The 19,471-nt window shown below is 54.2% G+C and carries 19 protein-coding genes; 13 read left to right on the forward strand and 6 right to left on the reverse strand.

Going from position 1 to position 19,471, the window contains the following annotated elements:
• The first annotated feature begins 1 nt into the window (after window position 1).
• Window positions 2-1,108: an ABC transporter permease gene (locus FAP39_RS02625; RefSeq protein WP_138014825.1), complete on the forward strand. Its 1,107-nt coding sequence runs from the start codon at window positions 2-4 to the stop codon at window positions 1,106-1,108.
• A complete protein-coding gene (locus FAP39_RS02630; protein ID WP_138014826.1) occupies window positions 1,105-2,688 on the forward strand; it encodes an ABC transporter ATP-binding protein in 1,584 nt (527 codons plus the stop codon). The genes FAP39_RS02625 and FAP39_RS02630 overlap by 4 nt, the downstream gene beginning before the upstream one ends.
• Window positions 2,689-2,748: 60 nt before the next feature.
• Here FAP39_RS02630 and hemN read toward each other — a convergent pair whose 3' ends face one another.
• Entirely contained in the window at window positions 2,749-4,104 is a 1,356-nt protein-coding gene (hemN, locus tag FAP39_RS02635) for an oxygen-independent coproporphyrinogen III oxidase (RefSeq protein WP_138014827.1), read from the reverse strand.
• Window positions 4,105-4,168: 64 nt separating this feature from the next.
• Here hemN and fnrL point away from each other — a divergent pair, with 64 nt between their 5' ends.
• The gene (gene fnrL / locus FAP39_RS02640; protein ID WP_138014828.1) at window positions 4,169-4,915 is read left to right on the forward strand and encodes a transcriptional regulator FnrL; all 747 of its coding nucleotides are present in this window, start codon (window positions 4,169-4,171) and stop codon (window positions 4,913-4,915) included.
• 61 nt (window positions 4,916-4,976) lie between these two features.
• Here the strand turns inward: fnrL and FAP39_RS02645 are convergent, their stop codons facing one another.
• Window positions 4,977-5,816 (reverse strand): universal stress protein, encoded by an 840-nt coding sequence (locus FAP39_RS02645; protein WP_138014829.1) that lies wholly within the window; start codon window positions 5,814-5,816, stop codon window positions 4,977-4,979.
• A gap of 207 nt (window positions 5,817-6,023) precedes the next feature.
• Here FAP39_RS02645 and ccoN point away from each other — a divergent pair, with 207 nt between their 5' ends.
• From ccoN to ccoP, 4 genes are read left to right on the forward strand one after another with little or no spacing between them, the layout of a single operon-like run.
• On the forward strand, window positions 6,024-7,622 hold the full coding sequence (gene ccoN, locus FAP39_RS02650) for a cytochrome-c oxidase, cbb3-type subunit I (protein ID WP_138014830.1): 1,599 nt from the start codon (window positions 6,024-6,026) through the stop codon (window positions 7,620-7,622).
• Window positions 7,623-7,636: 14 nt separating this feature from the next.
• Window positions 7,637-8,365, forward strand: a complete 729-nt coding sequence (ccoO, locus tag FAP39_RS02655) for a cytochrome-c oxidase, cbb3-type subunit II (RefSeq protein WP_138014831.1) — start codon at window positions 7,637-7,639, stop codon at window positions 8,363-8,365.
• Between the two features lie 11 nt (window positions 8,366-8,376).
• Entirely contained in the window at window positions 8,377-8,562 is a 186-nt protein-coding gene (locus FAP39_RS02660; protein ID WP_138014832.1) for a cbb3-type cytochrome c oxidase subunit 3, read from the forward strand.
• Complete coding sequence (gene ccoP / locus FAP39_RS02665) at window positions 8,559-9,422, forward strand: cytochrome-c oxidase, cbb3-type subunit III (RefSeq protein ID WP_138014833.1); 864 nt, start codon at window positions 8,559-8,561, stop codon at window positions 9,420-9,422. The genes FAP39_RS02660 and ccoP overlap by 4 nt, the downstream gene beginning before the upstream one ends.
• A gap of 102 nt (window positions 9,423-9,524) precedes the next feature.
• On the opposite strand, the gene FAP39_RS02670 is transcribed toward ccoP, so the two are convergent.
• Window positions 9,525-10,223, reverse strand: coding sequence for a DUF2270 domain-containing protein (locus FAP39_RS02670; RefSeq protein ID WP_138014834.1), 699 nt, complete (start codon window positions 10,221-10,223; stop codon window positions 9,525-9,527).
• A gap of 503 nt (window positions 10,224-10,726) precedes the next feature.
• Here FAP39_RS02670 and ccoG point away from each other — a divergent pair.
• Genes ccoG through ccoS form a run of 4 tightly spaced genes read left to right on the forward strand, consistent with a single transcriptional unit; the run spans window position 10,727 to window position 14,969 of the window.
• On the forward strand, window positions 10,727-12,154 hold the full coding sequence (ccoG, locus tag FAP39_RS02675; protein ID WP_138014835.1) for a cytochrome c oxidase accessory protein CcoG: 1,428 nt from the start codon (window positions 10,727-10,729) through the stop codon (window positions 12,152-12,154).
• Entirely contained in the window at window positions 12,154-12,612 is a 459-nt protein-coding gene (locus FAP39_RS02680; RefSeq protein ID WP_138014836.1) for a FixH family protein, read from the forward strand. The genes ccoG and FAP39_RS02680 overlap by 1 nt, the downstream gene beginning before the upstream one ends.
• A 4-nt stretch (window positions 12,613-12,616) precedes the next feature.
• Window positions 12,617-14,803: a heavy metal translocating P-type ATPase gene (locus tag FAP39_RS02685; RefSeq protein ID WP_138014837.1), complete on the forward strand. Its 2,187-nt coding sequence runs from the start codon at window positions 12,617-12,619 to the stop codon at window positions 14,801-14,803.
• A 7-nt stretch (window positions 14,804-14,810) separates the two neighbouring features.
• The gene (ccoS, locus tag FAP39_RS02690; RefSeq protein ID WP_138014838.1) at window positions 14,811-14,969 is read left to right on the forward strand and encodes a cbb3-type cytochrome oxidase assembly protein CcoS; all 159 of its coding nucleotides are present in this window, start codon (window positions 14,811-14,813) and stop codon (window positions 14,967-14,969) included.
• Window positions 14,970-15,003: 34 nt separating this feature from the next.
• On the opposite strand, the gene FAP39_RS02695 is transcribed toward ccoS, so the two are convergent.
• The 3 genes from FAP39_RS02695 to FAP39_RS02705 form a co-directional block, all read right to left on the reverse strand.
• The gene (locus FAP39_RS02695; RefSeq protein WP_138014839.1) at window positions 15,004-15,693 is read right to left on the reverse strand and encodes a fumarylacetoacetate hydrolase family protein; all 690 of its coding nucleotides are present in this window, start codon (window positions 15,691-15,693) and stop codon (window positions 15,004-15,006) included.
• Window positions 15,694-15,732: 39 nt separating this feature from the next.
• Complete coding sequence (locus FAP39_RS02700) at window positions 15,733-17,046, reverse strand: D-alanyl-D-alanine carboxypeptidase family protein (protein ID WP_138014989.1); 1,314 nt, start codon at window positions 17,044-17,046, stop codon at window positions 15,733-15,735.
• 263 nt (window positions 17,047-17,309) lie between these two features.
• Window positions 17,310-18,011 carry an HAD family hydrolase gene (locus tag FAP39_RS02705; protein ID WP_138014840.1) on the reverse strand — a complete coding sequence of 234 codons (702 nt, stop codon included), beginning with the start codon at window positions 18,009-18,011 and terminating at the stop codon, window positions 17,310-17,312.
• Between the two features lie 93 nt (window positions 18,012-18,104).
• Here FAP39_RS02705 and clpS point away from each other — a divergent pair, with 93 nt between their 5' ends.
• Window positions 18,105-18,443, forward strand: a complete 339-nt coding sequence (gene clpS / locus FAP39_RS02710) for an ATP-dependent Clp protease adapter ClpS (RefSeq protein ID WP_138014841.1) — start codon at window positions 18,105-18,107, stop codon at window positions 18,441-18,443.
• A gap of 28 nt (window positions 18,444-18,471) precedes the next feature.
• Window positions 18,472-19,455, forward strand: a complete 984-nt coding sequence (locus FAP39_RS02715) for a class I SAM-dependent methyltransferase (RefSeq protein ID WP_138014842.1) — start codon at window positions 18,472-18,474, stop codon at window positions 19,453-19,455.
• The last annotated feature ends 16 nt before the right edge of the window (window positions 19,456-19,471 follow it).

Here is a 19,471-nt window from a genome sequence, read left to right on the forward strand (position 1 = left end):
CATGGCGTTGTCTCCTCTCAATCAGCGCCGCTGGCGCAACTTTAAACGCAACCGGCGTGCCTTCTGGTCGCTCATTCTCTTTACGCTGGCTTTTGGGATCAGCCTATTTGCCGAAGTTTTGGCGAACGACAAACCCATTTTGGTAAGTTACCGCGGCGAAATTTTTGCGCCAGTGGCCAAGTTTTATCCCGAAACAGCCTTTGGCGGCGACTTTAAGACCGAGGCCGATTATCGCGACCCCGTGGTGCAATGCCTGATTGAAACTGGTGGTGTTGATCTGTGTCTTGATGACCCAGAAGAGGTTCTTGCAGAGGTCGCAGCGGCGACATTCCAAGACGAAAACTTTGAGCAGGGTTGGACGCTTTGGCCGCTTATCCCCTATGCCTATGACACCCCCGTGGATCGTCCGGGTGCGGCACCGTTGCCGCCGAATGCGCAAAACTGGTTGGGCACAGATGATCGCAAGCGAGATGTCGTGGCCCGTGTTCTGTACGGGTTCCGCTTGTCGATCGTGTTCACATTAATCGTGACCTGTCTGGCCAGTGTGATCGGCATTATTGCCGGTGCGATTCAGGGCTTCTTTGGGGGATGGGTTGATCTGATTTTCCAAAGAGTGATCGAAATCTGGAGCTCTACGCCAAGCCTGTACATCATTATCATTTTGTTCGCGATTTTGGGCCGAAGTTTCTGGTTGCTGGTTTTCTTGACAGTCCTGTTTGGTTGGACCGCTCTGGTGGGTGTTGTGCGCGCAGAATTTTTACGTGCTCGAAACCTTGAATACGTCCGTGCGGCCCGCGCCTTAGGGGTGTCGAACCGCGTGATCATGTTCCGACATATGTTGCCAAATGCGATGGTTGCGACGGTCACGATGTTACCGTTCATTGTGACCGGAACCATTTCGACCTTGGCCGGTTTGGATTTTCTCGGATTTGGATTGCCATCCACAGCCCCGTCGTTAGGAGAGCTAACCTTGCAAGCCAAACAAAACCTTCAGGCACCTTGGCTGGCGTTCACGGCGTTCTTTACGTTCGCGATCATGCTGTCGCTGCTGGTGTTTATCTTTGAAGGTGTCCGCGATGCCTTTGACCCAAGAAAGACCTTCTCATGAGCATTCTTGAAGTCAAAGACTTGCGTGTTGGCTTTCGCCAGGACGGCAAGCTGATCGAGGCCGTCAAAGGCGTTTCGTTTAGCGTCGATCGCGGAGAGACCGTCGCGCTGGTGGGTGAATCAGGATCAGGCAAGTCCGTGACCGCGCTGTCGACTGTCGCCTTGTTGCCCCAAAGCGCGGAAACCTCTGGTTCTGTCACATACGACGGGCAAGAAATGATCGGGGCAAAGGAACAGATATTAAGACAGGTCCGTGGGAACGATATTTCGTTCATCTTCCAAGAGCCGATGACATCTTTGAACCCGCTGCACACTCTTGAAAAACAATTGGCCGAGTCCTTGGCGTTGCACCAAGGGCTTGTGGGCGAGCAGGCGCGGACACGCATTATCGAATTGATGGAAAAAGTTGGCATTCGTGATGCCCAAAGCCGCCTTGGGGCCTACCCCCACCAGCTTTCTGGGGGGCAACGTCAGCGGGTGATGATTGCGATGGCACTGGCCAACAAGCCTGATGTTCTGATCGCGGATGAGCCGACCACCGCGCTGGACGTCACCATTCAGGCGCAAATTTTGGAGCTCTTGGCGGATTTGAAAAAAACCGAGGGCATGGGGCTGCTGTTCATCACCCACGATCTAGGGATCGTGAAACGCATTGCCGACAAAGTGTGTGTGATGAAGAATGGTGAAATTGTAGAATCCGGACCTGTTGATGAAATCTTCGCCAACCCCCAGCATCCGTACACCCAGACATTGCTGAGCGCGCGGACCGTTGGCGTTCCCGATCCCGTGGCTCCCGACGCGCCAGTTATGGCCGAAACCGAATCCCTTAAGGTGTGGTTTCCCATTCAACGCGGGTTTTTCAAGAAAACCGTGGGCCATGTCAAAGCGGTCAACGACGCATCAATCTCTGTGCGGGCAGGCGAGACATTGGGGATCGTCGGCGAAAGCGGATCGGGCAAGACCACGTTGGCGTTGGCGATTATGCGGCTCATTTCGTCCGAGGGGGGCATTACATTTGATGGACAGGATGTGCGTCAATGGTCGACCAAGGCGTTGCGTGATCTTCGCAAGCACATGCAGATTGTATTTCAAGACCCGTTTGGAAGTTTGTCTCCGCGTATGACCTGCGAGCAAATCATAGCCGAAGGGCTTGGTGTGCACGGGCGGCGGGATGGCCGGTCAGAACGTGATTTGGTCGCTGAAGTGATGCAAGAGGTGGGGATGGATCCGGCCTCGATGGATCGGTATCCGCACGAATTTTCAGGTGGGCAACGTCAGCGCATTGCCATTGCTCGGGCCATGATCCTGAGGCCGAAGCTGGTCGTGTTGGATGAACCCACGTCGGCGCTTGATATGACTGTTCAGGTGCAGATCGTAGATTTGTTGCGTGATCTGCAACGCAAATACGGGTTGGCCTATCTGTTCATCAGTCACGATTTGCATGTGGTGCGGGCCATGAGCCACAAGATCATGGTGATGAAACAGGGCGATGTGGTTGAGCAAGGCGAGGCCCAATCCTTGTTCCAAGACCCCAAGACAGAATACACACGGAATTTGTTGGCCGCGGCACCAGATTTATGAACTGTGTTATCACGTTGCCGCCGTGCACCAATGCGGAGCACAGCGGCAAGGGATAGCGTCTTAAATCGCCGAGCTATGACCGGCTTTGTCTAGGCCATAGATATCGAGGGCACGTGCCATCATACGTGTCAAAGGCCGGGCTTTCTCGGGAATGAAGATACCTTGGGGTGTCACCTCAAGCATATCAGGGAACCCCTCGACCAGCGGACGATACACATCTTGCAGTTGGCTTTGTGAAATTCCGAATGTGTCGATGACTTCTTGCGAATTAATTTGGAAATCGCACATCAATGCTTCGATCAAACGGGATCGTAGCTTGTCGTCATCTTTAAAGGCATGTCCGCGGCTGATCGAAAACTGGCCGTCGCGAATTTTGCCAGTGTGGGCCGACGTAGCAGGCGCATTTTGAGCATAGCCCTGCGGAAACCGCGAAATAGATGACGCGCCGACCCCAATCAGGACGTCTGACGTGTCGTCGGTGTATCCCTGGAAATTACGTCGCAGCGTTCCGTTGGCCTGAGCGATCGCAAGCCCGTCTTCTTTTGTCGCGAAATGGTCGATGCCGATTTCGGCATAATTATCCCAAAGGAACAATTTGCGGGCTGTTTCAAACAACGCAAGTCGCTCTTGCGGCGTAGGCAAAGCATCAGATGGAATCATCTGCTGGCGCTTGGCCATCCAAGGGACGTGCGCATACCCATACAGCGCAACCCGATCAGGTGAGAGTGACAACAGCTTTTGGACGCTTTCGGTGATGCGTGCTTGGGATTGGTGAGGCAGGCCAAACAAGATATCGGCGTTCAGGCTTTTGACCCCATGCGCGCGAATGGCGTCTACGGCATCGCGTGTGACATCATATCCCTGAATGCGACCAATGGTTTCCTGAATGTCGGGGTCGAAATCTTGAACACCAATTGATGCGCGATTCATGCCAGCCCGCGAGAGCACGGTCAGTCGCGCATCATCGATTTCGTTCGGATCGATTTCTACGGAAAATTCGCCTTCTGGTGCCATTGGCGCAACGTCAAAAATGGCGCCAACCAAATCTTCCATCATTGCAGGTTCAAGCAATGTGGGCGTTCCACCGCCCCAGTGAAGCCGCGACAGGGTGATTCCATCAGGCAGTTGGGCCTTGAGAATCTTGAGCTCCTGCTTGAGCGTTTCCACATAGGCCGCGACGGGCGATGCGCTTGCGGTACCTTGGGTGCGACATGCGCAAAACCAGCAAAGCCGCCGACAAAACGGGACGTGGATGTACAGCGATATCTGAGAATCGGCCGGAATCGCATTGATCCACGCGCCAAAAAGTTCGGGCGTCACGTCGTTCGAGAAGTGGGGCGCCGTGGGATAGCTAGTGTAACGCGGCACTTTCGCGTCAAATAGACCTAGCTTTGCCAATTGTGTTTTCGTCTCCATAGAATTACGCTTGCGGTATCCGGTCAGGACTCTCCTTGACCCAGATCAAGCGCGAACACGAAAAATGCTAAATGAACCGACCCTCCAACACTCGCAGGATTGCGGGAATTGTCCTATTCGCCATAGGGCTGTTTGCGCGCGCTGTGAAACAGACGAACTCGAGGTCTTGGAAGAGATCAAATATTATCGGAGTTTTGAGGCGGGGCAAACTGTGGTGTGGTCTGGCGACAAAATGGACTTTGTCGGGTCTGTTGTGTCGGGAATCGCATCCCTGACGCAGACGATGGAGGACGGACGCACCCAAATGGTTGGGCTGTTGCTGCCGTCTGATTTTGTCGGGCGTCCTGGTCGGGATGGGGCGGCATATGATGTCGTCGCCACAACTGATTTGGTGATGTGTTGTTTCCGGAAAAAGCCATTTGAGCGCATGATGCTTGAGACGCCCCATATTGCGCAGCGCCTGCTTGAAATGACTTTGGACGAACTAGATGCAGCACGCGAGTGGATGCTTGTGCTTGGCCGCAAAACTGCGCGTGAAAAGATTGCCAGCCTATTGTCTATTATTGCCCGTCGCGACGCGTCTTTGAAATTAAGCGGGGCACAGGGCACACTCGTGTTTGATCTGCCGCTCACGCGTGAAGCCATGGCAGACTATTTGGGTCTGACGTTGGAAACCGTAAGCCGCCAGATGTCAGCGCTCAAGCGTGACGGGGTGATTTTGCTTGAGGGCAAACGCCATGTCACCATTCCGGATTTGTCACGCCTGCTGGAAGAGGCCGGCGATGACAGCGATGGCGGTATGATGGTCTAATTCAAAAGGCAGAACGGTGTCTGCCTTTTGTGTGCGCTTCGCGCGGTATTTCCAGTGCCGCTTAGTGCGCTAGGAAAACCGGCACTTCTGCTTTTTCCAACATGCTTCTTGTGGCACCACCCAAAATGGCCTCGCGGAATCTGGAGTGGCCATATGCGCCCATCACAACCATATCGCTTTCGCAGTCTTTGGCGTGACGCATCAACACATCGCTGACGCGCGGCAAGGTCTTGGAGAGCACGTCAATTTCTACACGTACCCCGTGGCGCGACAGATACTGTGACAACAACCCGCCGGGGTCCGATCTGTTTGGGCCGTGGGTCGGTGGGTCAATCACAACAACATGTACGTTATCTGCTTGGATCAAGAACGGAAGTGCCGCACGCACGGCGACGAGCGCCTCGCTGCTCTCGTTCCAGCCAATGCAAATATTTTTTGGGGCGCTCAACGGCACGCTTTGATCCGGAAGCATGAATACGGGGGCTTGTCCTTCGAACAACGCCGCTTCGATCGTGGGCTCTATCTCTGCGCCATGTTCTTTGCCGTAAGGTTTGGGGAGGATGACCAAATCGGAGAACCGGGCACGTGCCGCAACATGGCGACCAAGATCAGAGATTTGTGCGACTCCAGACTCGGTTCCCCAACGAATATCGCTTGCGCGCAGCATTTCCGTGGCCTGTTGCTCTAATGCCTCTGACTCGGCTTGTGCACGATTCAAGGTTTCCTGAAGCAGCATGGCGTTTGCGCCAGCATAATAATATCCGGTCTGGCTTCGGTCGACGCCTAGGCAGAGGACATCCAGGTGCGCGTCCAAACTTCGAGCAAGTTCAATGCCTTGCGCGACAGTCATGCCCGCAAGTTTTGCGTCCGTTAGTACCGCAAGAAGTGTTTTGTAAGCCATTTTTTGTCTCCATGGCGGCGGGTAATGCATAGGCGTAGGTGCCAGAAAGCCGAAACGCCGTAAGGTTCTTGGTGATTGGGGACATTTTTGAAGTATTATGCTTTGACACAGATCAAGGCGTAGATATGACCGCGGCAGCAAAAGACAGTTAGTCTAAAATGAGCTGGGTGCATTCGAATCGTGCCTAGTAAGACGAAGGGACGCAAAATGTTGAATTATATCAAGCTGATCGCGCTTGGCTTGGTCACGCTATTCGCGATGATCGCAGCCAATTACGCGCGCGATATGGCTTATCAGGTGCACGCCATTATTGTGGCTGTTGTATCAGGTGGCCTATTTATCTGGACATTGCGGGGAACCGGTGACGTAAAAACCACTCCGCAGAACGAATATCTTGATGGCGTTGTCCGCGCCGGTGTCATCGCCACCGCCTTTTGGGGTGTTGTCGGCTTTCTGGCAGGCGTATTTATCGCTTTCCAACTGGCATTTCCGGGATTGAATTTTGAATGGGCAGAAGGCTACGCCAACTTTGGTCGTCTTCGTCCGTTGCACACATCTGCTGTTATTTTCGCCTTTGGTGGGAATGCCTTGATCGCGACCTCGTTCTTTGTGGTTCAGCGTACATCGGCAGCCCGCCTTTGGGGTGGCAACTTGGCATGGTTTGTTTTCTGGGGTTATCAGCTGTTTATCGTGCTGGCCGCGACTGGATACCTGTTGGGTGTCACGCAATCAAAAGAATATGCAGAACCAGAATGGTATATCGATATCTGGCTCACTGTAGTCTGGGTTGCATATCTGGCCGTTTTCTTGGGAACGATCATCAAACGCAAAGAACCACACATTTATGTGGCAAACTGGTTCTATCTGTCGTTCATCGTCACCGTTGCGATGCTGCACCTCGTCAACAACCTGTCCATGCCGGTTTCGATCTTTGGATCTAAATCTGTTCAGGTATTCTCGGGTGTTCAGGATGCGATGGTTCAGTGGTGGTATGGTCACAACGCCGTTGGGTTCTTCCTGACCGCGGGCTTCTTGGGCATGATGTACTACTTTGTACCGAAACAGGCCGAACGTCCTGTGTTCTCGTACAAGCTGTCGATCATCCACTTTTGGGCTCTGATCTTCCTGTACATCTGGGCTGGTCCCCACCACTTGCACTATACTGCGCTGCCTGACTGGGCTTCGACCTTGGGCATGGTGTTCTCGATTGTTCTGTGGATGCCGTCTTGGGGTGGCATGATCAACGGCCTGATGACGCTGTCGGGTGCTTGGGACAAACTGCGCACCGATCCGATCATCCGTATGATGGTTATCTCGATCGGCTTTTACGGCATGTCGACCTTTGAAGGTCCGATGATGTCGATCCGCGCTGTGAACTCGCTGTCGCACTACACTGACTGGACAATTGGCCACGTGCACTCTGGTGCCTTGGGTTGGAACGGTATGATCACCTTTGGTGCTCTGTACTATCTGGTTCCGGTTCTGTGGAAGCGTGAGCGCCTGTATTCGCTGTCGCTAGTCTCTTGGCACTTCTGGTTGGCCACGATCGGTATCGTTCTGTATGCCGCGTCGATGTGGGTTACCGGTATCATGGAAGGCCTGATGTGGCGCGAAGTTGATGCCAACGGTTTCCTTGTGAACTCGTTTGCGGACACTGTGGCTGCGAAATTCCCGATGTACGTTGTGCGTGGTCTGGGTGGGCTTATGTTCCTCTCTGGTGCCATCATCATGTGCTACAATCTCTGGATGACTGTGAAGAAAGCGCCTGCCAAAGAAGCGCTCGCTACTGCAGTCCCGGCTGAATAAGGAGGGCCGGAGCAATGGCTATTCTCGATAAACATAAAATCCTCGAGACCAACGCGACCCTCCTGCTGATTTTCAGCTTCTTGGTCGTGACCATCGGTGGGATCGTTCAGATCGCACCCCTTTTCTGGCTGGAAAACACCATCGAGGAAGTAGAGGGCATGCGCCCCTACACCCCGCTGGAGTTGGCAGGTCGTGATGTCTATGTCCGCGAAGGCTGCTATGTCTGCCACTCGCAGATGATCCGCCCAATGCGTGATGAGGTCGAACGTTATGGCCACTATTCGCTCGCAGCGGAATCCAAGTATGACCACCCCTTCCAATGGGGTTCCAAGCGGACAGGTCCTGATCTGGCACGTGTCGGCGGTCGTTATTCGGATGATTGGCAAGTCGATCACCTACGCAACCCACAGTCTGTTGTGCCTGAATCAGTGATGCCGAAATATGGCTTCCTCGAGCGCAAGATGATTGATGGTAAGTATATCGGTGATCTGTTGGCGACGAACCGTATGGTCGGTGTTCCTTACACCGACGAGATGTTGGAAAATGCGCAGGCTGACTTTGCGGCCCAAGCAGACCCCGACAGCGACTATGACGGTTTGCTCGAGCGCTATGGTGAAAAGGTAAACGTTCGCAATTTCGATGGTGCCGAAGGTATCTCTGAAATGGACGCTTTGGTCGCCTATCTGCAAATGTTGGGTACGTTGGTTGACTTCTCGACCTTCACTCCCGACGCATCGCGGTAAGGGGCAGGGAAATGGAAACATATTCCCTACTGCGAGAGTTCGCCGACAGCTGGATGCTATTGTTCTTGTTTGCTTTCTTCGCGGCGGTCATCCTTTGGGTGTTCCGTCCGGGAAGTGGCAAGGAGTACCGCGATACCGCGGACATCCCGTTCCGGCACGAAGACAAACCCGCCACGGATGAGGAGGCGAGGACATGAGTAAAAAACCTGTAAAAAAAGGCCATCAAGTCGAAACAACCGGCCATAGCTGGGATGGTATCGAAGAGTATAACAATCCGCTGCCACGTTGGTGGGTCTATGTATTCTACGCGTGTATCGTCTGGGCGATCGGCTACTCGATTGCGTATCCTGCATGGCCCGGCGTCAAAAGCGCGACGGCTGGGATGCTCGGGTTCTCTACCCGCGGTGATGTTCAGAAAGACATTGATGTGGCGGCTGCCAAATTGGCACCTATCAATGCCAAGCTTGAAGCTGCAGAGCTGACAGCCATTTCTGGCGATCCAGAGTTGAACGGCTATGCTGTTTCAGCGGGCTCGGCGGTCTTTAAGACCTGGTGTGCTCAGTGCCACGGTTCTGGTGCTGCTGGTGCGGTGGGATACCCCAACCTTCTGGACAATGATTGGCTGTGGGGTGGCGATATCGAAGCCATCTATACCACCATCAATCACGGTATCCGGAACGAAGAAGACGATGATGCACGTTACTCGGAAATGCCAGCATTCGGTGAAATGCTGGAAGGCGAAGAGATCGAGCAAGTTGTGAACTTTGTGATGTCGCTGTCTGGCGATGCGATGGATGCTTCCAAAGTTGCTGCAGGCGCTGTTGTGTTCGAAGACAACTGTTCTTCGTGCCACATGGAAGACGGTACGGGTGATCGCGATCAAGGTGCACCGAACCTGACTGACGCGATCTGGCTCTATGGTGGCGACTATGCTGCTGTAACCGAAACCGTGACCAACAGCCGCTATGGTGTGATGCCGAACTGGAACACACGTCTGACCGATGCACAAATTCGTGCCGTGGCCACATATGTTCACCAGCTTGGTGGCGGTGAGTAACTGATATCATGAAAGTTTTCCAAGGGCGGGCGACTGCCCTTGGTTTTTCACACCGGCGTTCTGACCTGCTTGCAGGATTTCCAGAGCGCCGGTGTTTTCTATTCAGCCCATAGAGCTGTCTGTTTGTCGATATTTTGCGCGACTGATGTCGTTTTGGTCACTCCAGATTGCCATGATCACCCAAACGACCATGTAGAGCGCACCGAGCCCGACAATCACCTCGCCGGGCACCGGGCCGACATCTGCGCGGCGAAAAGCTTCGTCCCAGCTTTGGACAGGTGTCGGGTGCACGGCAATTTTTCCAGCAAAAGCCAAAGATTGAATCAACAAGATCCACAAGTAATTCCGACGAATACGTCGGCCGATCGCGGTCAGATAATCGACGTGGTATTTTGGATGGAGATAGTCATTGGCGAGTACCTTTTGCCAATTTTCTTCAAGGTGCAGATTCCCGTCATAGAGCATCGGCGCATAAAAATGGGTTTCCATCCATCGGGCGCGGGCACGCCAGACATTGAAATACCTGTACCGTCGTGCTTCGAGCATGAGGAAAAAGATGATCAAGACGCCGACCAACACCAACGGCAGAGGTGATGCGTCCGGAGATGCAAAAGATATGGACAACGCCACACCCAGTGTCACAACGGCCCAGTTGGTGGTTGTGTCAAGACGTGTCCGCCAGATGGTGCTGCGATAGACTTCACCTCGATAAAGGTGTGCCATGGCGCCAATTTCAGCGGCATTCAGCGCTTTGCGCTCTTCATATTGTTCGGAAATTGAGTGGCCTCCCGTTTCCAACATCAAAATTTCCGCTCCCTGACTAAGGATAATGCACAGAGTTTGATCTGGGTCAAAGGTAGAACGGCGTAAATCAGAGAGAGTTGGGCAAGTTCAAGCGTGCCGAGTCAATTTGGTGTTGCTTGAAACAGAGTTGCCTAAAGACAGATTGTCTTAATGGCATGTAGGTGTCGGCTTTCCGTCCTGTTCGCGCGTTTCCTGGAACGCCGACACCGCCTATCTTTCTTGATATCAGATACGAATTGTTTCTCAAGCTTCTCTGACTTCGATAAATTTCTCGGATGTCACATTGTCGTGATCGTTTGGCGCTACGCGGCGTTGAAGTGAGATTTGCACGTAAAAACGCCTGAATTCGCCGCTGAACGCTGCGTTTGTCGTCTGGCTGCCTATCGTCGTGATATGTTAAAACCTACATTTAGGATGTAGAATTTGACCCATATCAAAGTCTTTGTGATCTTACAGGGTCAAAAGAAACATAGACAATTCCCAATGCGCGAGTGATTCCTGTGAGCACTACCGATCAAGAACCGGGCCTTTATGCCGCCCGCGAGCCGGTTTTCCCCAAAAAGGTTTATGGCAAATTCCGGAACCTGAAATGGTTCCTTATGGCGTTTACGCTGGGTATCTACTATTTGACGCCGCTGATCCGCTGGGATCGTGGCCCAAGTTTGCCAGATCAAGCCGTTCTTCTTGATTTGGCTAATCGCCGGTTCTTTTTCTTTATGATCGAGATTTGGCCACACGAATTCTATTTCATTGCCGGCCTCTTGATCATGGCCGGGCTTGGGTTGTTCTTGTTCACATCAGCGTTGGGGCGCGTCTGGTGTGGTTATGCATGTCCGCAGACTGTTTGGACCGATCTATTCATCCTTGTGGAACGATGGATCGAAGGGGACAGAAACGCGCGGGTTCGCCTTCATAACCAAAAGAAATGGGATTTGCGCAAGGTTCGTTTGCGGCTCATAAAATATACCTCGTGGATTGTCATTGGTGCAGCCACAGGTGGGGCTTGGGTGTTCTACTTTACGGATGCCCCCACGTTGATGGTTGATTTGATTCACGGCACGGCCCACCCGGTTGCCTATACAACCATTGCTGTGATGACGGCGACGACGGTATTCTTTGGTGCGATTGCACGCGAACAAATCTGTATCTACGCCTGTCCTTGGCCACGTATTCAGGCCGCAATGATGGACGAAGACACTTTGACCGTCGGTTACCGCGAATGGCGCGGCGAGCCACGTGGCAAAGGTAAGCGTACCAATGACACCGAGTTGGGTGATTGTATCGATTGTATGGCATGTGTGAACGTTTGCCCTGTGGGCATCGATATTCGCGATGGTCAACAACTTGAATGCATCACCTGCGCGCTGTGTATTGATGCATGCGATGACATCATGACCAAAGTCGGTAAGCCGCGTGGTCTGATTGATTACATGGCTCAGTCGGATGAAGTGAACGAACGCGCGGGCAAACCGCCACGCAATGTTTGGAAACACATTCTGCGTCCTCGGACCATCATGTACACGACGTTGTGGTCGTTGGTTGGTGTCGGTCTGGTTGTGGCTTTGTTCATCCGGTCTGACATTGATCTGACCGTTGCACCAGTTCGGAACCCGACCTTTGTAACCCTGTCAGATGGCACGATCCGGAATACATACGAAGTGCGTTTGCGCAACAAGCATGGCGACGACCGTCCGTTCCGCATTTCGGTCAAGGGTGACTCGTCTTTGCGTGTTCAACTTGAAGGGACACCTTATGAAACGGTCACTGTGGCCGCGGATGAAATGCAGCTGCAGCGCGTGTACGTGTTGGCTCCAAAAGGGTCCGTACCTGCAGAGTCACCCGCAACTGAGTTCCGTTTTTGGGTCGAAGATGTGTCAAATGGTGATCGCGTGTATAAAGACACCGTGTTCAACGGAAGAGGCAAGTAATGGCAGAACGTGAATTCACCGGCCGACATGCAGCAATGCTGTTTGTCGGCGCCTTCGGGGTGATTATCCTTGTGAATCTGGTGCTGGCGTTTTCCGCTGTGAAAACGTTTCCGGGACTAGAGGTGAAAAACTCTTATGTGGCGAGCCAAGAGTTCGATATTCGCAGGGACGCTCAAGAGGCTTTGGGGTGGCATGTGAACGCCCGTGCTACTGGGGGCTTAGTCATTCTGGCGATTACGGATGATGCCGGGATGCCGATCCAGGTTGAAAACCTCAATGCCGTCTTGGGGCGTGCCACACATGTAAAAGACGATATCAAGCCCGATTTCAAATTTGACGGCCAAGCTTATGTCGCGCCGGTCGAATTGGCAGATGGAAACTGGAACATCCGTATGACAGCAACGTCCGTGGATGGAACAGAGTTTACGCAACGCGTGATCCTGCACGTTAAGGGATAAGAAAATGACAGCCGCCATGCGCCCAAATGTTTCTGCATGTCCTGCCTGTTCTGCGGCCCCAGCAGCCGAGGCACTGGCAGAACAAGAGGCCCAGAAAGAGGCCCGTTTGGCGCTGTCGCTTCCGACTATTCATTGCGCGGCCTGTATTTCTGCGGTGGAGCGCGCCTTGGTGGCAGAGCCCGGGGTGAAAACTGCTCGGGTGAACCTCACACTTAAGAGGGCGACCATCGAGGCAGAGCACGATGTGACGGCGGATGATCTTGTACGGGTGTTGGACCGTATTGGATATGAGGCCCACGAACTGGACGCTGGCACATTATCTGCAACTGCGACAGACAAGGCCGGGCGTGATTTGCTGATGCGGCTTGCGGTGGCGGGCTTTGCGTCAATGAATGTTATGCTGCTTTCGGTGTCGGTGTGGTCCGGTGCCGAAGACGCCACAAGAGATTTGTTCCATTGGCTGTCTGCTGCGATCGCGTTGCCGACAATTGTGTTCTCGGGAAAACCCTTCTTCACAAGCGCTTGGGGGGCGCTCAAGCACAAGCGTTTGAACATGGATGTTCCCATTGTGCTGGCGATTGTTTTGGCCGTCGCAACATCTCTTTGGGAAACCACGCTATCGGGTGATCACGCCTATTTTGATGCCGCGCTGACTTTGGTGTTTTTCCTTTTGGCAGGGCGGTATCTGGATCATCGTACACGCGCAGTTGCACGTTCCGCAGCGGAAGAGCTTGCCGCGTTGGAAGTGCCGCGCGCCATTCGTATTCACGATGGGGAAGAAGAGACGGTCCAAGTCAGCACTTTGCGTGTCGACGACAGGGTTCTTGTTCGGCCCGGCGGACGCTTGCCTGTTGATGGTGAAATCGTCGAGGGCCAGTCCGAGTTGGACCGGTCATTGCTTACTGGGGAAACCGTTCCGGTGTTTGCCGAACCTGGTATGGCGGTCAGTGCGGGAGAAGTGAACCTGACAGGACCCTTGGTCGTACGCGCAACCGCTGTGGGTGAAGAAACAAGCCTGCATCGCATGGCGGATCTGGTGGCTATCGCTGAATCAGGTCGCTCGCGATATACGTCGCTCGCGGACAAGGCCGCACAGCTTTATGCGCCCGGCGTGCACATTCTATCGGCGCTGGCCTTTGTTGGTTGGTATTTGTATACGTTTGATGTGCGCACCGCGCTAAATATTGCTGCTGCGGTGCTGATCATCACCTGCCCATGTGCACTTGGGCTGGCCGTACCTGCGGTGACAACCGCGGCGTCTGGGCGTTTGTTTCGCAAAGGTATGCTGATCAAACATTCCACGGCACTTGAACGCTTGGCTCAGGTCGACACGGTGGTGTTTGACAAGACGGGGACGTTGACCGCTGGCACCCCCGAGCTCACCAATCTGGGTGACTTTACGCGCCGCGAACTCGAGATTGCGCTCGCGTTGGCGGCTGGATCATCACACCCGTTGTCACAGGCGCTGGTACATGCCGCACAGGATGCCGGCATCAAGCCTGTGCCGCTTGGCGATCTTCAAGAAGTCCCCGGCTATGGCACCCAAGGCACATTGAATGGCAAATTGGTGCGTTTGGGGCGCGCCGCGTGGATTGGGGCGCAGCCCTTGGCGCAAACATCGGCATTTCTATCTTTGGAAGACGGGAAATCTCGCGCTTTTACCTTCAAAGACACGCTGCGTGAGGGGGCTGAAGACGCCGTAAAGGCCCTGCAGGAAAATGGCAAAGACGTCTTGTTGATCTCTGGTGATAGCGCCGGCGCGGTCGAGGCGCTGGCGGATCGGTTGGGCATTAGCAAATGGGTCGCCGAAGCGTTGCCGCAAGACAAGGCTGCGCGCGTGCAGGCGTTGTCAGCTGAAGGAAAGCATGTCCTCATGGTGGGCGACGGCCTGAATGATACAGCGGCTTTGGCTGCGGCACATGTCTCGATCTCTCCGGCGTCTGCGCTGGATGCGGCACGTGTTGCGTCTGATATTGTGTTGCTTGGCGGGGATCTAAGCCCGATCGCCGATGCGCTGACAATTGCGCGCTCTGCGACCAAGCGGATTCGCGAGAACTTCCGGATCGCCACGATCTATAACATTATCGCGGTGCCCTTGGCTGTGGCTGGTTTGGCCACCCCCTTGATTGCCGCATTGGCCATGTCATCATCTTCGATTACAGTGTCCCTGAATGCTTTGCGGCTAAGGTAATTGCCTGATGGAAGTCCTGACATATTTGATCCCGATCTCACTCGTGCTTGGCGGCATCGGGTTGGGTGCATTTTTGTACACGGTGCGATCAAATCAATACGATGATCCTGACGGAGATGCGCAGCGCATTCTGTCAAGCGAGTGGGACGAGCACCCCAAACCTTAAGGCATCAAGCACGCGCGGATACCTGCGCCGTATGTCAGTCAAAGCTCACAATCGCGGGTGATAGGCCTTGGATGTGGACTTCGCAGGTTTGGCCACGCTCGATGGGGCCAACGCCAGCAGGTGTACCAGTCATGATCAAATCGCCTGGGGCCAACGTGACAAGATCAGACAGGAACGCAATTACTTGATCCGAGGGCCATATCATTTCGGATAAATCTCCGGATTGGCGTGGATCGCCATCCACCGTCGCCGAGATTGCTCCGTGTGTCATCGTGCCGACCTCCGAGGCAGGGTGCAGGGGGCCTATGATGGCAGAGCAGTCAAAGCCTTTTGCCATGTCCCAAGGGCGTCGTTTTGACTTTGCCTCGGCCTGCATGTCGCGACGCGTCAGGTCATTGCCTGTCGCATAACCCCATATGTAATCTGTGGCTTGGTCGGCTGGAATATGAGCACCGCCGCGTCCAATTGCGATGACAAGTTCTGCCTCGTGATGCAGATTTTCGGTTGCCATTGGGAACGGCAGGGTAAGACCCGACCGCACCGCTGCATCTGCTGGTTTGGTGAAGAAAAAGGGCGGCTCGCGATCAGGATCGTTTCCCATTTCACGTGCGTGTTCTGCATAGTTGCGGCCAACACAAAAAATGCGCCGGACCGGGAATGTGTCATCGCTGTCAGAAATGGGCAACAGGACAGGGTGCGGGAGAGGGAGAACTGTTTTGGTCATGCCACAAGTTCTGCGCCAAGACACGATTCAGTTCAAGGCTTAGGACGGCCCCAATGTGTAGCATGCGATTTGACGGGCCTGAAGGCGTCGACAGGCCAAGTCAGCCGTCTCGCGTGTCATACCCAGAAAATTGGCTTCATACCCGCGACTGCCTTTGACAACTTTGCGCAAGCTCCCGTCCAAGGTGCTCATCTCGGCCAAGGCCGTTTTGAGCAGTACCTTCTCGGCGGCGTATCGGCTGGGATAGCGCCCCACATTGATCCCCCATGAACGCCCCCCAGAGGTGGACAGACGGGTGACAACCTGTGGCTCGGGCGTCGGAATGGTTTGCGATGTGCTGGTCAACGTGATGCTGGTGTCGCTTGTCGCGGGTTTTTCGGCCTGTGCTTCGATAAGCGCAGATTGAATGTCATATTCGATGGTCTTGGCGGTCGCGACGACGACGGCCTGATTTTGCGGTTCGGCAGAGCGGGGGCGCATTTTGGGGCGTAGGCTGGTTTTTACGGCTGTTGTCACCCGAATTGTTTTGCCTGCAACCTGTGGATTTGCGCCATACTTGGGGGCACTTGGTTTGCGAAGCGCCACATTGGAAGGAGATCGGCGGAAACCAAGATCCAGCAATTCTGCGACTTTGGCATTTCGAGATGCGCTTGAGCGTCCGCCAAATACTGTCGCGATGACGCGCTCGTTTCCGCGTTCGGCAGAGGCCACAAGGTTAAATCCGGCGGCGCGTGTGTATCCGGTTTTGATGCCATCTGCGCCGCGATAGGCGGCCAAAAGCTTGCGGTTGGTGTTGTTCACCTGCTTAATACCAGCGTCGGTAGAGCGCCGAGAAAACAGGTTATAGTAATCTGGATAGTCATACAGCAGGTGCCGCCCCAATGTGGTCATGTCCCGTGCGGTCGACATATGACCGCTTTCGGTCAATCCATGCGCGTTCTTAAAGGTGGTGTTAGACATGCCAAGGGCCTTGGCCGTACGGTTCATGCGCCGGGCAAACTTGGCCTCGGATCCTGAAATGGCTTCGCCAATCGCTGTTGCCGCGTCATTTGCCGATTTCACCGCAGCACCACGGATCAAATACCGAAAGGCAATACGTTGCCCGGCTCGCAAGCCTAGCTTGGAGGGAGGTTCGTTAGCCGCATTCTGAGAAATCTTTACTTTGGTGTCCAAAGATATTTCGCCCGTCCGCACCGCCTCGAAAGCGATATAGAGGGTCATCATTTTTGTGAGAGAGGCCGGATGTAGTCGGGTGTCTGCGTTGCGTGCGTGCAGGACTTCGCCAGAGCGCGCATCAATCACCATCGCTGCATAAGGCGCCGCAGCTGCTGACAGCGGGATCACAACCATCATCCAAATGGTCGCAAGAATAGCAAGCCCGAAACGGGCCGGCGTGAGTTGCCGATCCTTCACTTGAATACTGCCTTTTTCTGCCTCATGCCGCCGGTTTTCCGGTCTGGCTATTATTTATGACAGCACGCTAGCACAGCTCTAATTTTGAATAAAGCCATTCGTTTAGACTTATTCCAACGACGTGACGTGAAAAACAACCAAGATGTTGGGGGTCAGTGCCCTGCATGCGCTAGGGGAGCGATTGCGGCAAAATTGGGGCACCCCTAGCCAATGTTACGTACAAGATCTGGCAGAAAATCCAGCGACTCAATTTCGGCAAATCGTGCGGCTCCGACGGGGGGCTCGGCATGTTCAAGGGCCCATGTCATCCCGTGGGGGACATGCACGCCCCAACTTCCGGCTGCAAGTGCAGGCAGCACATCTGATCGCAAGGAGTTGCCCACCATCAACGCGCGCGCTGCGCCGTCTCCGTGTTGGGAGAACACACGCGTGTAAATATCCGGCGTTTTATGCGACACGATTTCGACCCAATTAAACATCTCTCCCAGGCCAGACTGCGCGAGCTTGCGTTCTTGATCTAACAGGTCCCCCTTGGTCACCAAAATGAGAGAATGGCTCTTGGAAAGCTCTCGTATTGTGTCCTCGACACCTGGCAAGAGTTCGATCGGATGCTCCAACATATCACGCCCTGCAGCCATGAGTTCTGAAATGACACAGGCGGGGACACGACCTTGGGTGACTTCGATGGCGGTTTCGATCATGGACAAAACAAACCCTTTGACCCCGAACCCATAGTGCCCATTGTTGCGCTTCTCGGCCTCCAGCAGCCGCGCCTCGAGATGATCTTGCGGGGTGAAGTCCGACAATAGATCGGCGAATCGTTCTTGAGTTATGCGAAAGAACCGCTCGTTGTGCCAAAGCGTATCATCTGCGTCGAAACCGAGTGTTGTGAGGGTCTTGGTCATGAGGTACACCCAAAATTAGCCTGAAGCTCTTTTCTAAATGTTGAGACAGGTTATATAACCCGTTCAATGCGTGAACCGATACCGGATAATACAATGTACGTAACGCCTTTGCATATGTCCTCTGATGACGGAGATGACGGTGACCTTGGGGTCGCTCTGCAAACGCGCACGCGGACCAAACGTCCTCCGATGTACAAGGTGATGTTATTGAACGACGACTATACTCCGATGGAGTTCGTGGTTCATATCCTTGAACGGTTTTTTGGAATGACTCATGCGGAGTCATTTGAAATTATGCTGACAGTTCACAAAAAGGGATTGGCCGTTGTCGGCGTCTTTAGCCATGAAATCGCCGAGACAAAGGTGACACAGGTTATGGATTTTGCGCGCCGCCACCAACATCCGTTGCAATGCACTATGGAAAAGGAGTGATCGCGCCAGACGCGGATCACCAATTCAAATGACACATCCCAGATTGACACTGGCCGCCGACCAAGGCGCGCTGGAATTTTCGGCCGATGGCCCAATTGCCATTTTTGCACCACGTCAGGGGATGGATTTGTCCGATCTCCCGTTTGGACGCTGTCGCATCATTCAGCCTATGCGCCCCGATTTCGAAGCCTTTGAGCGGGCAGGGTATGCCTGCGCGCTCGTCGAAGATGGTGCCTATGAGGCTGCGTTGGTGTGTCTGCCGCGTGCCAAGGCACAGGCAAAAGACCTGATTGCCCGCGCGGCTGCTTGTGCGGATCGCGTGATCGTGGATGGCCAAAAGACCGAAGGCGCAGACAGCCTGCTCAAGGAATGCCGCAAGCGGGCCGATGTGCTTGGGGTTGTGTCTAAGGCACACGGCAAGCTGTTCTGGTTTGAAGGTGGTGACTTTGCCGATTGGCTTGCACCTGAGGCCAAAGAAATTGACGGCGGTTTTGTGACCCGTGCAGGCGTGTTTTCTGCCGATGGCATTGATCCGGCGTCTCAGGTTCTCGCGGCTGCTTTACCCGAGAAACTTGGGCGGAATGTGGCGGATCTTGGGGCCGGCTGGGGATATTTGTCTCGCGATATTTTGCAGCGCCCAGATGTGGAAACCCTCTATTTGATCGAAGCAGATCATGTTGCGCTTGAGTGTGCCAAACAAAACGTCAGTGATCCGCGCGCAGAATTTCATTGGGCAGACGCGACCACTTGGGTGGCGCGGGCGCGCATGGATACCGTGGTCATGAACCCGCCGTTCCACACCTCGCGCAGTGCTGATCCGGCCTTGGGCGTAGGCTTCATCGGCGCCGCAGCGCGCATGTTGGCCCCGTCGGGGCAATTGTGGATGGTCGCCAATCGTCACTTGCCATACGAGGCCGCGCTTGATGGTCTTTTTGGTCAGGTCCAAGAGGTCGGTGGCGATAATCGGTTCAAAATTCTGCATGCGCAGCGCCCGTCTCGCGCGCGGCGCTAAAACAACGTAATCTGTC

The sequence above is a fragment of the Shimia litoralis genome (genome assembly GCF_005518135.1).
Classification (GTDB): domain Bacteria; phylum Pseudomonadota; class Alphaproteobacteria; order Rhodobacterales; family Rhodobacteraceae; genus Shimia_E; species Shimia_E litoralis.